At 48.5% G+C, this 14,085-nt stretch carries 13 protein-coding genes; 8 read left to right on the top strand and 5 right to left on the bottom strand.

What is annotated here, in order from left to right; translation table 11 throughout:
- Positions 1–4: 4 nt before the first annotated feature.
- The 8 genes from infB (at position 5) to R3187_RS15280 (ending at position 10,291) form a co-directional block, all read left to right on the top strand.
- Complete coding sequence (gene infB / locus R3187_RS15245; protein WP_318967914.1) at positions 5–2,689, top strand: translation initiation factor IF-2; 2,685 nt, start codon at positions 5–7, stop codon at positions 2,687–2,689.
- A gap of 154 nt (positions 2,690–2,843) precedes the next feature.
- Positions 2,844–3,284: a 30S ribosome-binding factor RbfA gene (rbfA, locus tag R3187_RS15250; RefSeq protein ID WP_318967915.1), complete on the top strand. Its 441-nt coding sequence runs from the start codon at positions 2,844–2,846 to the stop codon at positions 3,282–3,284.
- Positions 3,284–4,237, top strand: a complete 954-nt coding sequence (gene truB / locus R3187_RS15255; protein ID WP_318967916.1) for a tRNA pseudouridine(55) synthase TruB — start codon at positions 3,284–3,286, stop codon at positions 4,235–4,237. The genes rbfA and truB overlap by 1 nt, the downstream gene beginning before the upstream one ends.
- A gap of 99 nt (positions 4,238–4,336) precedes the next feature.
- Complete coding sequence (gene rpsO, locus R3187_RS15260; RefSeq protein ID WP_097111796.1) at positions 4,337–4,606, top strand: 30S ribosomal protein S15; 270 nt, start codon at positions 4,337–4,339, stop codon at positions 4,604–4,606.
- Between the two features lie 211 nt (positions 4,607–4,817).
- Complete coding sequence (locus R3187_RS15265; protein ID WP_318967917.1) at positions 4,818–5,948, top strand: hypothetical protein; 1,131 nt, start codon at positions 4,818–4,820, stop codon at positions 5,946–5,948.
- Positions 5,949–6,074: 126 nt separating this feature from the next.
- Positions 6,075–8,204, top strand: coding sequence for a polyribonucleotide nucleotidyltransferase (gene pnp / locus R3187_RS15270; RefSeq protein WP_318967918.1), 2,130 nt, complete (start codon positions 6,075–6,077; stop codon positions 8,202–8,204).
- 1 nt (position 8,205) lies between these two features.
- Positions 8,206–9,102, top strand: a complete 897-nt coding sequence (gene nlpI, locus R3187_RS15275) for a lipoprotein NlpI (protein WP_318967919.1) — start codon at positions 8,206–8,208, stop codon at positions 9,100–9,102.
- On the top strand, positions 9,089–10,291 hold the full coding sequence (locus tag R3187_RS15280) for a hypothetical protein (RefSeq protein WP_318967920.1): 1,203 nt from the start codon (positions 9,089–9,091) through the stop codon (positions 10,289–10,291). Before nlpI ends, R3187_RS15280 begins: the two co-directional genes overlap by 14 nt.
- A 34-nt stretch (positions 10,292–10,325) precedes the next feature.
- Here the strand turns inward: R3187_RS15280 and R3187_RS15285 are convergent, their stop codons facing one another.
- The 5 genes from R3187_RS15285 to R3187_RS15305 form a co-directional block, all read right to left on the bottom strand.
- The gene (locus R3187_RS15285) at positions 10,326–10,691 is read right to left on the bottom strand and encodes a PilZ domain-containing protein (RefSeq protein WP_318967921.1); all 366 of its coding nucleotides are present in this window, start codon (positions 10,689–10,691) and stop codon (positions 10,326–10,328) included.
- 127 nt (positions 10,692–10,818) lie between these two features.
- On the bottom strand, positions 10,819–11,784 hold the full coding sequence (gene lipA, locus R3187_RS15290) for a lipoyl synthase (RefSeq protein ID WP_318967922.1): 966 nt from the start codon (positions 11,782–11,784) through the stop codon (positions 10,819–10,821).
- Between the two features lies 1 nt (position 11,785).
- Positions 11,786–12,370 (bottom strand): lipoyl(octanoyl) transferase LipB, encoded by a 585-nt coding sequence (lipB, locus tag R3187_RS15295; protein WP_413229034.1) that lies wholly within the window; start codon positions 12,368–12,370, stop codon positions 11,786–11,788.
- 134 nt (positions 12,371–12,504) lie between these two features.
- Positions 12,505–12,786: a DUF493 family protein YbeD gene (gene ybeD, locus R3187_RS15300; RefSeq protein WP_318967924.1), complete on the bottom strand. Its 282-nt coding sequence runs from the start codon at positions 12,784–12,786 to the stop codon at positions 12,505–12,507.
- Between the two features lie 129 nt (positions 12,787–12,915).
- The gene (locus R3187_RS15305; protein WP_318967925.1) at positions 12,916–14,079 is read right to left on the bottom strand and encodes a serine hydrolase; all 1,164 of its coding nucleotides are present in this window, start codon (positions 14,077–14,079) and stop codon (positions 12,916–12,918) included.
- Between the last annotated feature and the right edge of the window lie 6 nt (positions 14,080–14,085).

Here is a 14,085-nt window from a genome sequence, read left to right on the forward strand (position 1 = left end):
ACAAATGGCAGAAGTCACCATAGAGAAGCTGGCCAGTGATGTCGGTACAACTGTTGATCGGTTAGTACAACAATTTGCTGATGCAGGTATTACCAAAGCTGCAGGGCAGCAAGTATCTGAAGATGAGAAAAAAACCCTGCTGCTGCATTTAAGTAAGCAGCACGGTGGTAAATCGTCAGAGCCTTCAAAGCTGACCCTGAAGCGCAAAGAAAAAACCACCTTAAGCGTAGCTGGCGGTGCCGGTCGCAACCGTGAAATTCAGGTAGAAGTGCGCAAGCAAAAAACCTATATCAAGAAACCGGTTGTAGACGAAGCAACATTAAAAGCGCAGGAAGAGGCTCGTATAGCGGAAGAAAAAGCCAACGCTGAAGCCAACCGCGCTAAGCAGGAAGCAGAACAAAAAGCACGTGAAATTGCAGCTGCCAAAGCCAAAGAAGAAGCTGAGCGCAAAGCTGCTGAAGCGAAAAAGCGTGAGGAAGCTAAACAGGCTCAGTTGTTAAAAGATGATCCTGAAGAAGCTGCCCGTCGCGCTGCCAAAGAAGAAGCTAAGCGTGAAGCTGACCATATTCGTCAGCAGCAGGAAGCCGAAGCGTTGCGCAAGCTGGAAGAAGAAGCTAAAAAACAGGCTGAAGCAGCCCGTAAACTGGCTGAAGAAAACAGTGAGCGTTGGGCTCAGGAAGAAAAAGCCAAGTCGACTGAAAAAGATGACTATCACCTGACCAGCAATGAATTTGCCAAACAGGCTGAAGATGAAGTGGACGCCAAAGAAGAGCGCGCCGGTCGTCGTGGTGTGGGTAAAAAAGCCCCGCCAGCCAAAGGTAAAAAGAAAGATGACGGCAACGATAAAGAAGCCTTTAATCGTGCCAATCGTCATACCAAGAAAAAGAAAACCCCAACCAGTATGCAGCATGGTTTTAATAAACCAGCCCAACCGGTAGAGCGGGAAGTTAAAATCGGCGAAACCATTACTGTCGCCGAGCTGGCGTCTAAAATGGCGGTTAAAGCCTCTGAAGTTATCAAGACCATGATGAAAATGGGCGCGATGGCGACGATTAATCAGGTGATTGATCAGGAAACGGCAGCCATAGTCTGTGAGGAAATGGGTCATAAATTTACCCTGACCAAAGAGAACGAATTAGAAGAAGCGGTAATGTCTGATCGTGCCGGTGAAGGTGAGCTTGAGCCGCGGGCGCCGGTAGTAACTGTGATGGGCCACGTTGACCATGGTAAAACCTCATTACTGGATTATATCCGTAAAGCCAAGGTTGCGGCTGGCGAAGCCGGTGGTATTACCCAGCATATTGGTGCTTATCATGTAGAAACTGACCGCGGTATGGTGACGTTCCTGGATACTCCTGGTCATGCTGCTTTCACCTCAATGCGGGCGCGTGGTGCTAAAGCAACTGACATCGTTATTCTGGTTGTAGCTGCGGATGATGGCGTTATGCCGCAAACCAAAGAAGCAATCCAACATGCGAAAGCAGCTGGCGTGCCGCTGGTGGTGGCAGTAAACAAAATTGATAAGCCGGAAGCGGATCCTGATCGGGTGCGTAACGAGCTGTCGCAGTTTGACGTTATTTCTGAAGATTGGGGTGGCGATACCCAGTTCGTTCAGGTATCGGCTAAATCTGGTCAGGGTATTGACGACCTGCTGGAAGCTATCCTGAACCAGGCTGAACTGCTGGAATTAAAAGCCGTTAAGAATGGCCTGGCCCGCGGTGCCGTTATCGAATCACGGCTTGATAAAGGCCGCGGTCCGGTCGCGTCTATCCTGGTACAGGAAGGTACGCTGAATCAGGGCGATATTGTACTGTGTGGCTTTGAGTATGGCAGGGTCCGGGCAATGCGCGACGAAAATGGTCGTGAAATAAAAGTTGCCGGGCCGTCTATTCCGGTAGAGATCCTGGGTTTATCGGGTGTACCACAAGCTGGTGACGAAGTTACCGTGGTCAAAGATGAGCGTAAAGCACGTGAAGTTGCGTTATATCGTCAGGGTAAATTCCGTGATGTTAAACTGGCGCGTCAGCAAAAAGCCAAGCTGGAAAACATGTTTGCCAACATGGAAGAAGGTGATGTATCTGAACTTAACCTGGTATTAAAAGGCGACGTTCAGGGTTCGGTACAGGCAATTTCTGAATCACTGGCTAAACTGTCTACTGATGAAGTGAAAATTAAAATCATCGGTAGCGGTGTCGGTGGTATTACTGAAACTGACGTTACGCTGGCTGCTGCTTCACAAGCCATCATTATTGGCTTTAACGTCCGTGCTGATGCCTCAGCCCGTAAGATGATTGAAGATGAAGGTCTGGACTTACGTTACTACAGCATCATTTATGAGCTGTTAGATGAAGTCAGAGCCGCGATGACCGGTATGCTGGCGCCTGAGTTTAAACAGCAGATCATTGGTCTGGCGCAGGTCCGTGACGTCTTCCGTTCACCGAAGTTTGGTGCAATTGCCGGCTGTATGGTGACCGAAGGTGTGATTAAGCGCAACGCGCCAATCCGTGTTCTGCGTGACAATGTGGTTATCTTTGAAGGTGAACTGGAATCACTGCGTCGCTTTAAAGACGATGTAAACGAAGTCAGAAATGGCTTTGAATGTGGTATTGGTGTGAAGAACTACAACGACGTTCGTGAAGGCGATCAGATCGAAGTGTTTGAAACCATTCAGGTTGAACGTACCTTATAAAGTACCGCCGGCCAGCACATGCAGGCAATACAAATGCTTTTAGCATATTGCCTGTAGCAGATTGCTTGTAGCATATTGCTTGTAGTAAAGAGTACAGGGGCCTTTAGTGCCCCTGTTGTGCTCTGCCTGCCCCAGAAAATTGGATGACACAATAATGGCAAAAGAATTCTCCCGCGTTGACCGGTTGTCTCAACACATTAAAAAAGAAATGGCAGTTATCCTGCAGCGTGAAATTAAAGATCCGCGGCTGCATTCAATGATCACCGTCTCTGATGTCGAAGTATCGCGCGACTTATCGCATGCCAAGGTATTTGTAACCTTTTTAGGTATGGATGACAGTAAGGTCGAAGATAACCTGAAAATCCTCAATGACGCCGCCGGTTATGTCCGCAGCTTAATTGGTAAACGGATTCAGACCCGGATAGTGCCACATATTCGTTTTGCGTTTGATCAGTCGCTAAATGAAGGGATAAGAATGGCCAGCTTAGTGGCCTCGGTCCGTCAGGAAGATCAGCGCAAGCGCAAAGATGCTGGTTTAGCCCCGGACGATGATGCTGGCTTAGCACCTGACGAAAGTGACGGGACCGATAAATAATGGCACGTAAAAATGCCAGAGCAGTTAATGGCATTCTGTTACTGGACAAGCCGCTGGAAGTCAGTAGTAATGGTATTTTGCAGCGGGTGCGTTGGTTGTATCAGGCGCAAAAAGCCGGCCATACCGGCGCGCTGGATCCAATGGCCTCAGGTTTATTACCAATTTGCTTTGGTGAGGCCACCAAATTCAGTCAGTTTTTACTTGATACCGATAAAACCTATCTGGTAACCGCCTGCTTTGGTGTTCGCACCAGTACCAGTGACGCCGAAGGCGAAGTGATCAGTCAGCGACCAGTCAGTTTTACTGACGCTGAGCTGGAGCAAGCACTGCAGGCGTTTCGCGGTGATATTATGCAAGTGCCGACGATGTTCTCGGCGTTAAAGTATCAGGGCCAACCCTTGTACAAATATGCCCGGCAGGGCATCACCATTGAGCGCGAAGCCCGGCCAATCAGTATTTTCAGGTTTGACCTGCTGGCGCGGGACGGCAATTTTGCTGATTTTATTGTCCATTGCTCCAAAGGCACTTATATCCGTACCTTAATTGATGACTTAGGCGAGCTGCTCGGTAGCGGTGCTCATGTCAGCAAATTACATCGCACCCAGGTCGGGCCCTTTAAGGCTGAACAAATGGTTAAACCCGGCCGGTTAGATGAGCTGGCTGAGCAATGTCATTCATCGGCTGATTTCAGTGCGCTGGATGCCTTGTTGCTGCCGCTGGACGCCGGTATCGTGAGCATGCCGGCAATAGCGCTCAGCGCTGAGCAGCAGCATCAGTTACAACATGGCCAGCACTGCGATGTGCAGGCAGATGATATTGCCGCAATCAGACTGCTTGGTCCCGCTGATGTTTTTATCGGCATTGGCCAGATCCAGCAGGGAGTGTTAAGTTCCCGCCGTTTGCTGAATACCAGTGCACTGCAACAGCCTGCGTCTGAGATAAACGCCTTGTAATAAGCCGGCAAAGTGCTATTATACGCCGGATTTTCTGGGGTCTGCTGGATGAGTGATCGGCGATTCCCTTATTTTAGTTCACTCACACTGGAGTTAAATATGTCATTAAGCGCTGCTGATAAAGCAAAAATTGTTGCTGACTATGCTGTTAAAGAAGGCGATACCGGTTCACCAGAAGTACAGGTTGCCCTGTTAACCGCGTCAATCACTCACCTGCAAGGCCACTTTGCCGAGCACAAACACGACTTCCACTCACGTCGTGGTTTGTTACGGATGGTTAGCCAGCGTCGTAAGCTGTTAGATTACTTAAAAGGCAAAGATCAGAGCCGTTACACTACTTTGATCGGTCGTTTAGGTTTACGTCGTTAATCGTTAAGCGATAACGCAGAAAAAAGAGGCTTTCGGGCCTCTTTTTTAATTTAAATGAGCGCAGATTCATTTGAGTATCGGGTTGCAGTATTTTTTGCAGTTGGCTATAGTTTATGTTGGTTTTACATACAGGTGGGGCTTTTATGATGTGCTTCAGAATTTTACAGGGCGGAGATGAAGTCGCCGCTTAGAAATACTTTGGAGTTAATGAGTGGGGGAGAAGAACGCTCATTTAACGAGAACGGATCCTTTAGCTAACCAGCTATCAAAAGCATATAGCTTTCACAGTTTCAATGTGAATTATGCACCCAGCATCAATGCTGCCAGTGGATTAACGTCGGAATTTCAGTGGCGTGGAGTCCCTTTTAGTCGAAGCCTAAAAGAGAGGTTGTGGCAGTATAGCTTATTATTGTTGCCAATCGGTTTGACTATCTATTTCAAGCTCTCCAATGCTCCCAGTGCGGCATTGGCAGTTTCAGCCAGTGCAACCATAGCCTTATTAAGTTTGTTAGTTAGTTTGGAGCATCATAAAAAACTAGCGAAAGAAAATAATGCTTTGCAATGGATAGATAAGATGTGGGCCGGCTCTGGCAATAAAACGATAACTAAAAAAGCATTGCGTCAATTTCAGATAAATGATGCGCAAGCGCCTCGCACAGCAATAAATCGATTTCGCCGGTTTCAACTTATTTATAGTAATAAATTAGGGCAATCGCAGCTTCCGTTATATCACACTGTATATGGCGCTGCATTAGCTATTATAGCGCAAACTGAAGTCATCTTATCAACCGAAGACGATAGCGCCTGGCAGTCATTTTTTAAAAGAGTCGTTATCGATCGCGAATCGATAGTGATGTTGTTAAATGATGCGGAAAAATTGTGTCAGGGGATTGAAAGTAAAATTTACGATGAACAATTAGTAAGAAGTTATATGGGGAGTAGCCTCTATGCAATTGTAACCTATCTGCTGCCGTATATTTATGCAAAACGGGAACTACAAGTTTTAAGAATTACCCGTCGAAAGCATTTTTTGCAACAGTTACCTTTTGCTGACAAAGGTCAATATTACAAAAGCCATCGTGAAGAACATGACTTTATGTATGAATACCTAGAGTACTATTGTTATCGTTGGTATTTATCTGACAAACCACAAGAGTTTGATATGTTTCATAACAGACTTGTTTCTGTCTACGCGCAGCTCAGTAAGAATTTCCTTGAGAACGTAGATAACCTGGATGCAAGTGAACAGTGGAAAGAGTATTGCCCGATTATCAGTTTGACACTACACCAGCAGAGAGCGGTACTTAGCAATCTTACAAGCTGGGTTCATGAAGACATCTAATAGCTTTTTACCACATGGATAACTCTGTAACCTATCTTTTGCAACAGGTTACAGAGTATACTGTGCAGGTAGAAAACACAGAGAAAAACATCGCAATTCGGCGATTAAGATAAAGGAAATACACACGTGACTCCCATCGTAAAATCATTTCAGTTTGGCCAACATACCTTAACTTTAGAAACCGGCGTCATAGCCCGTCAGGCAGATGCCGCAGTGCTGGCCAGCCTGGGAGATACTTCTGTTTTAGTAACTGTAGTTGGTAAAAAAGAACCTAAACCTGGTCAGGATTTCTTTCCGTTAACCGTAAATTACCAGGAAAAAATGTATGCAGCTGGCCGGATCCCGGGTGGCTTCTTTAAACGTGAAGGCCGGCCAAGTGAAGGTGAAACCCTGACCAGCCGTCTGATTGACCGTCCTATCCGGCCATTATTCCCGGAAGGGTTTAACAACGAAGTTCAGGTTATTGCTACTGTTGTTTCAGTACAACCGGAAATTCAGCCGGATATCGTTGCCTTAATCGGTACTTCAGCGGCTTTAGCATTATCAGGTATCCCTTTTGCCGGTCCTATCGGTGCGGCACGGGTTGGCTACATCAATAACCAGTATGTGCTGAACCCGTCAGAAGAAGAGCTGAAAAGCTCTAAACTGGATTTAGTGGTTGCCGGTACCCATAACGCAGTACTGATGGTGGAATCTGAAGCCAATATTCTGTCTGAAGACGTGATGCTTGGTGCAGTAATGTATGGCCACGAGCAGATGCAAGTTGCCATTAACGCTATCAATGAACTGGCTGCAGAAGGCGCTAAACCAGCGTGGAACTGGCAGGCCCCTGCGAAAAACCTGCCACTGATTGCTAAAGTAGCAGAGCTGGCTACTGCTGATATCGGCGCAGCTTATCAGATCACTGAAAAAGCCAAACGCTATGAGCGTATCGCTGAAATTAAATCAGCATTGCATGCGAAGCTGACCGAAGAGCTGGCTGACGGTGAAGAGCTGGATAAAAACGAATTTGGCGATATTTTCCACGATCTGGAAAGTAAAGTGGTGCGAAGCCGGATTACCAAAGGTGAGCCGCGCATCGATGGCCGTGACCCGGAAATGATCCGTGGTTTAAGCGTAATGACTGGTGTATTACCACGTACTCATGGTTCATCACTGTTTACCCGCGGTGAAACCCAGGCACTGGTAACCTGTACTTTAGGTACCGCCCGTGACGCCCAGAATATCGACGATTTATTAAGTCAGAAAACTGATACCTTTATGCTGCACTATAACTTCCCTCCGTACTGTGTGGGTGAAACCGGTATGGTAGGCTCGCCAAAACGTCGCGAAATCGGTCATGGCCGTTTAGCAAAGCGTGGTGTGTTAGCGGTTATGCCGGATTTCGAAGACTTCCCGTACACCGTGCGGATCGTCTCTGAAATTACCGAATCTAACGGTTCAAGCTCAATGGCGTCTGTTTGTGGTTCGTCATTAGCACTGATGGATGCTGGCGTGCCTATTAAGGCGTCAGTTGCTGGTATCGCCATGGGTCTGGTCAAAGAAGGCGATGATTTTGTTGTATTGTCAGATATTTTGGGTGACGAAGATCACTTAGGTGATATGGACTTTAAAGTAGCCGGTACTACCGAAGGTATTACTGCGCTGCAAATGGACATTAAAATTGACGGCATTACCCAGGAAATTATGCAAACAGCGTTAAAGCAGGCGAAAGCTGCCCGTTTGCATATTCTGAACGTAATGGACCAGGCCATTAGCGGTCACCGTGAAGAAATGTCTGAATACGCCCCGCGTATCTACACCATGAAGATAAACCCGGAGAAAATCCGTGAAGTTATCGGTAAAGGTGGTGCAGTTATCCGTCAGATCACTGAAGAGTCTGGTACGACAATCGAGCTGGAAGATGACGGCAGCATCAAAATTGCTGCGACCACTGCCAAAGCAGCACAAATTGCCATTGATAAAATCAATGCCATTACCGCTGACATTGAAGTGGGTGCTATCTATCAGGGCGAAGTGGTACGGATTGTAGACTTTGGTGCTTTCGTTAATGTCCTGCCAGGTAAAGACGGTTTAGTTCATATTTCGCAAATCTCTGATGAGCGGGTTAGCAATGTTTCTGAACACTTACAGTTAGGTCAGAAAGTGGCTGTTAAAGTACTGGAAGTGGATAAGCAGGGCCGGGTTCGGTTAAGTATTAAAGAAGCCAATACTAAACCAGCTGAAACCACTGCTAACGCAGAGCAAGACGCGTAATATGGTTGGCATTAAAGCAGGTGTAGCGGCGCTGTTACTGGCGCTGCTGACCTTAAACGGTTGTGCTTCCAGCCAACCGTCATCGTCTGCGGCCTGGCTAACGCCAGAGCCGCTGGCGGTACCTTATCGTACTGAGCTGGCCATTGCCCGCTTAACAGAAATTCTGCAACGTGCTGAGCTGACAGAAGAGCAATCGGCACGTTTATATTATGATCGTGGTGTTATGTACGACAGCGCAGGGCTGCGTTCGTTGGCCAGGCTAGATTTTATGCGGGCGCTTCGCTTAAAGCCCGATATGGCCGATGCGTATAATTTTGTTGGTATTCATTACACCCTGAGCGGCAATTTTGACCAGGCCTATGAAGCTTTCGATTCAGCGCTGGAGCTTGCGCCAGACTACGAGTATGCCTATCTAAACCGCGGCATTGCTTTGTATTATGCCGGCCGGGCTGACTTAGCAGTGCCTGATTTTGTTCGTTTTCTTGACTTGCGCCCGGCCGATCCGTACCGGGTTGTCTGGTTATATCTGGCCGAGTCCGATTTATCTGAAGCTGCTGCCAATCAGCGTTTAGCCGCTAATCTTACCGTTTTAGCTGCTGATGACTGGGCGACCAATATCCCGCGGTTCTATCATGGTGATATTACCGAGCAACAATTGCTGACTTCAGTGCTCGACGATTTAACTGGCCCGCGCTCACTAGCTGAGCGGTTATGTGAAGTGTATTTTTATCTGGCAAAATGGCACGAAGCAAAACAGCAGCCAGCGCAGGCTATTGAGTACTATAAGAAAGTGCTGGCAACAAATGTCTATGAGTTTGTTGAGCACCGCTACGCCAGGCTGGAAATGGCCAGGCTCAGAGGGGAAGCACTTTCAGGTGAAACTGATGGTTTTCATTAAGTTTCGCTGCAATTTGCCAATCAAAAGCCAGCTTGCTGGCTTTTTTGCATTATTGCTGCTCGGCTGTACCCCACAAACACAACCTGACAGCCAGCAGCAGTTAATGCAGCGGGCAGCTACGGAATCAGGCGCTGCCTTGCAACTGGCCCGCCAGCGCCTGGCCAGCAATGAGCTGCCCGCAGCTTTACGCTGGTTTCGCCAGGCTGCAAAGCTTGGTGATAGCGACGGTTTAAACCATGCTCTGCAGCTGCAGCAGCGCCTGGAAGGGCGGTTAGCCACCGCCAGATGGCTGCAGCAAATAACAGATAACGGACAAGTCAATACAGCACTTATCAGCAACCGGCAACGGGCAATCCTGGGCCTGTGGCAGTCAGCTGCTGCAGCAGTTGCCAATAGTAGCTACCAGGCAGCGACAGGCTGCAAGCTGACCATTCAACCTGTGGCAAGCCAGCAAGCGGGTATTGATCGATGGCAGTATTTAAAATCAGCCTGGGCCGATAATGCCATGCTAAGTCAGCTGCCGGTCTGTTTTAATGATTTAATTAAGGTAACTGCTACTGAACTTAACTGTTCGGAGCAGGCAGCGCAGCGGATAAGCTGCAATTATGGCTCGCTGACCAGCCAGGTGCTGGCCGGGCAGTTCAGCCAGTTGTTAATTATCGCTGGTCAGGGCCTCGCCAGCTATAACAACGGTATTATTCAGCTACCCGATACCGCCAGTCTGGAATTGTTGCAGCACGAGTTTATGCACGTGCTGGGATTTATTGACGAATACCCTTTAAGCAAACAGGCGGCTGCAACAGTTTGCCATGCCGGAAGTTACGCCACCAATATATTATTTGATAAAAGTGCAGCCACTATTGCTGCCTGGCGCCGGCAATGGTTACCTGCGGCAACAGACAGCGCAGTGAAACTTGACGCTGTCGCGACCTGTCAGCAATTAGGACAGCCGGCTTACCGGGTGGTGGGGACAGTAAATCCGATGGAGCTTTATCAGAGTGCAATGCCAGAGTTATATCAGCAGCTAATGCTACGGGCGTTGGCCAGCCCTGAAGCTATAATGCCGGTGCAGTACTATTTTGCCTATCTGGCTCGGCAGCAACAAGCCTGGCAGCAATGGCACAGCCTGATGCAGCTAGCGGCAGATCATGGCTATCATGATGCCGTCAACGCACTGCAGCATCTTTAATAACCGCAGTATCTTTATTAGCGGTTCGGCAAGCTCAGGCATTTTCGTCGGCTGACAATTCAGATAGCTCGCGGCTTAATAACTGGCTATCGCCTAAGTTAAGTTCAATCAGTCGTTTTAGATGACCAGCACTTTCCAGATCAATTTTAACGCAGTGCAGCCCAAGCATATCATCATGCTGATGGGCAATACTGACCTGCATGCTGAAATCCAGCGGGTAGTCACTTAAATGCACCCGCAATGTCAGGGGGCCTTGCCCGGCGGGGCTCCAGCTCGCAGGTATGCTGACAAGGGCACCTTTTAAGGATAAATCGAGCACATCAGTAGGGTAGCTGTAATCGGTGGTTTCTAAATGAGCTTTACCCTGAAAATTTACCCGGCTAAAACGTCGTTGCTCCATAAACCCCTCCAGTCTTTACTGCTGCAAGTGTAGCTGTTTTGCTGATAAATAGCACAGTAAGGTTGTTCACTGTGTTTAATAAAAAAGCTGCATTAATGCAGCCTTTTTTATATATGCCAGTAGAGTATCAGCTGACTTCTTCACCAGCGGCCTGGCGATCGGCATGGTAGCTGGAGCGGACGAAGGGGCCGCAGGCGGCGTGTTTAAAACCGATGCTGTTGGCAAAGTGTTTAATTTCATCAAACTCAGCCGGTGGCATATAGCGTTTTACCGGCAGGTGATGTTTACTCGGTTGCAGATACTGACCTACGGTCAGCATATCCACATCGTGCTCACGTAAATCCTGCAATACCTGCAGCAGCTCTTCAGTTGTTTCTCCGAGACCCACCATCAGGCCGGATTTAGTAGAAACCTCTGGATGGGCCTGTTTAAAGCGTTTTAGCAAGGTCAGTGACCACTTGTAGTCGGCACCCGGCCGGGCCAGTTTATAAAGCCGCGGCGCGGTTTCCAGGTTATGGTTAAACACATCTGGCGGGCTTTTACTTAAAATTTCCAGTGCGACATCCATCCGGCCACGGAAATCCGGTACCAGCACTTCAATCTTAATGTCAGGGCTGTATTTGCGAATGGCGGCAATACAATCGGCAAAGTGCTGGGCACCACCGTCACGTAAGTCGTCGCGGTCAACCGAGGTGATCACCACGTATTTTAACTTCATGTCCCGGATAGTTAATGCCAGTTTTTCCGGCTCTTCAGCGCTCGGTGGCAATGGCCGGCCATGGGCGACGTCACAAAACGGACAGCGCCGGGTACAAATAGCACCAAGGATCATAAAGGTTGCGGTGCCGTGGTTAAAACATTCCGGCAGGTTAGGGCAGGCGGCTTCTTCACACACTGAGTGCAGGCCATGTTTGCGCATGGCGCCTTTAATCTGGTCAATCCGCTCAGTGGTTTTTGGTAGTTTTATTTTTAACCAGGACGGCTTTCGCAGCATTTCATCAGGTTCGGTTGGCAATACCTTCACCGGAATCAACGCCATTTTATCAGCGTCACGTAGTTTAACACCTGGTTCCATACGCGCTGTTTTAGTCATTTTACCACTCTAACCCTGTTTTAAAACTCAGTTCTGATACGGCCAGAAGCCGCTGAAAGATGTTGCTGATCCCGGTTTTTGCCTGGCTGACAGTCAGCGGGCCGCCGTAATCTTTACTCTGGATCATTTGCATGCCGGCATAACCGCAGGGGTTAATCCGGTGAAAAGGGCTCAGATCCATATCGACATTAAGTGCCAGACCATGAAAGGTACAGCCTTTACGTACCCTTAACCCCAGCGAGGCGATTTTCTTACCGTCGATATACACACCCGGCGCATCTGGCCGGGCATTGGCAGTCGCACCAAACTGCGCAAGCAGTTCAACTAACGCCTGCTCTAACATGCTGACCAGTTCCCGCACACCCAGCTTGCGCCGCTTAATATCCAGCAACACGTATACCACCAGCTGGCCAGGGCCATGGTAGGTAACCTGACCGCCACGGTCTACCTTGACTACCGGGATATCCCCAGGCAGTAACAGGTGTTCAGCTTTGCCTGCCTGGCCCTGAGTGAACACCGCCGGATGCTCCAGCATCCATAGTTCGTCAGGTGTATTTTCGTCACGCTGATCGGTAAACCGCTGCATAGCGTGCCATACCTGAGTATAATCCTGGCTGCCTAAATCACGGATAACAAGTTGCTGGCTGAGAGTCACGGCTTACTCCGCTGAAAAACTGGCTGCATTATAGCGATTTGTGCCGCTAATGCGAGTTCAGCCTGTTAAAGTACGTAGCGAACCCGTTCAATTTTGCCAAGCTCTGTATACAGTAATTCAATATGATCTTTACTGGTAACGGTTACTTTTACTGATACGGAATGATAATTACCCTTGGCACTGGGTTTTACGTTAGGGCTGTAGTCTGTGGCATCGGTATGGCGGCAAATTACGCTCATTACTTCGTCGACCAGTTCTGGCTCAGCCAGGCCCAGCACTTTAAAGTTGAACTGGCAGGGAAAATCCAGGTACTGATCAAATTTGGTGTCTTTTACTTCGTTAGCCATACGCTTACTCTCATTAACGCTATTGCCTTGTTGTCTGGCCCGCTAGCAGCCAGCGCCTGCTTAAAAGGTCAGCATTATAACAAAAAATCCCGGCAGTTGCCGGGACTTGTGATGCTGGCAGCAAGCTGTTTAGTTAAATTGCATTTTTACATAGTCAATCATCCGGCTGAAAAAGCCGCCACGGTCAACATCTTCCAGTGCGACTAACGGATACTCCGCTATATCTTCGCCTTCCAGCTTTAAGTAGATGGTACCGACCACCTGGCCTTTGTTGATGGGGGCAATAAGCTCCTGATTCAAGCTGACGTCGGCTTGCAGATTACGGCGCTGACCGCGGGCAATGGTAATAGGTGTGCTTTGCAGCAGGCCCAATTTAATTTGCTCTTTATCACCCTGCCAAACCCGCTGCTCGGCAAATTGCTCTCCGCTCTGATAGGGTGAAAACGTTTCAAAGAACCTGAAGCCATAACTCAGTAATTTTTTGTTTTCATTGGCGCGGGCGCGCTCGCTGTCGGTACCCATCACTACGGATACCAGGCGCATACCATCGCGGGTGGCAGAGGTAATCAGGCTATAGCCTGCTTCCTCGGTATGACCGGTTTTAATGCCATCAACCTCCAGACTGCGATCCCACAACAACGAATTGCGGTTGTACTGGCGGATATTATTGTAGGTAAATTCTTTTTCAGCATAAATGGCATATTCTTCCGGTACGTCCCTGATTAACGCTACTGATAACTTAGCCATATCTCTGGGGGTAGTGTAATGCTCGTCTACCGGTAAGCCATGGCTGTTGCCAAAGCGGGTATTGGTCATACCCAGGCGCTGGGCATGAGCGTTCATCAAATCGACAAAGGCGCTTTCGCTGCCGGCAATATGCTCTGCCATTGCCACACAAGCATCATTCCCGGACTGAATGATAATACCCTTGTTCAAATCCGCTACCGATACCTGGGTACCCACTTCGATAAACATCAGTGACGAGCCCGGGAAGTTTTTTGCCCAGGCCTTTTCGCTGATAGTCACTTGATCATCCAGACTGATATTACCGTTCTTCAGTTCGGTGCCGATAACGTAGCTGGTCATCATCTTCGTCAGGCTGGCTGGAGACAGTGACATATCTGCGTTTTCTTCAGACAATACCTTGCCGGTATCAAAATCGATTAAAATATGGCCTTTTGCGGCTACACTGGGTGGCTGAGGCACCACAACCTGTGCCTGAGCGACATTGGCGAAACAAAAACTGCTGATGGCAATAATGCCGGAGGTGACGATGCGTCTGTAACTATTCATGAGACC

This window comes from Arsukibacterium sp., assembly GCF_033721375.1.
In the GTDB taxonomy this organism is placed as follows: Bacteria; Pseudomonadota; Gammaproteobacteria; order Enterobacterales; family Alteromonadaceae; genus Alishewanella.

What these genes read in the sequence shown, in the direction of transcription:
- R3187_RS15285 (WP_318967921.1), bottom strand. Translation starts at nt 10,691, where the DNA reads ATGGAGCAACGACGTTTTAGCCGGGTAAATTTTCAGGGTAAAGCTCAT.
- nlpI (WP_318967919.1), top strand. Translation starts at nt 8,206, where the DNA reads ATGGTTGGCATTAAAGCAGGTGTAGCGGCGCTGTTACTGGCGCTGCTG.
- ybeD (WP_318967924.1), bottom strand. Translation starts at nt 12,786, where the DNA reads ATGGCTAACGAAGTAAAAGACACCAAATTTGATCAGTACCTGGATTTT.
- R3187_RS15305 (WP_318967925.1), bottom strand. Translation starts at nt 14,079, where the DNA reads ATGAATAGTTACAGACGCATCGTCACCTCCGGCATTATTGCCATCAGC.
- infB (WP_318967914.1), top strand. Translation starts at nt 5, where the DNA reads ATGGCAGAAGTCACCATAGAGAAGCTGGCCAGTGATGTCGGTACAACT.
- lipA (WP_318967922.1), bottom strand. Translation starts at nt 11,784, where the DNA reads ATGACTAAAACAGCGCGTATGGAACCAGGTGTTAAACTACGTGACGCT.
- truB (WP_318967916.1), top strand. Translation starts at nt 3,284, where the DNA reads ATGGCACGTAAAAATGCCAGAGCAGTTAATGGCATTCTGTTACTGGAC.
- rbfA (WP_318967915.1), top strand. Translation starts at nt 2,844, where the DNA reads ATGGCAAAAGAATTCTCCCGCGTTGACCGGTTGTCTCAACACATTAAA.
- R3187_RS15280 (WP_318967920.1), top strand. Translation starts at nt 9,089, where the DNA reads ATGGTTTTCATTAAGTTTCGCTGCAATTTGCCAATCAAAAGCCAGCTT.
- rpsO (WP_097111796.1), top strand. Translation starts at nt 4,337, where the DNA reads ATGTCATTAAGCGCTGCTGATAAAGCAAAAATTGTTGCTGACTATGCT.
- lipB (WP_413229034.1), bottom strand. Translation starts at nt 12,370, where the DNA reads ATGCAGCGGTTTACCGATCAGCGTGACGAAAATACACCTGACGAACTA.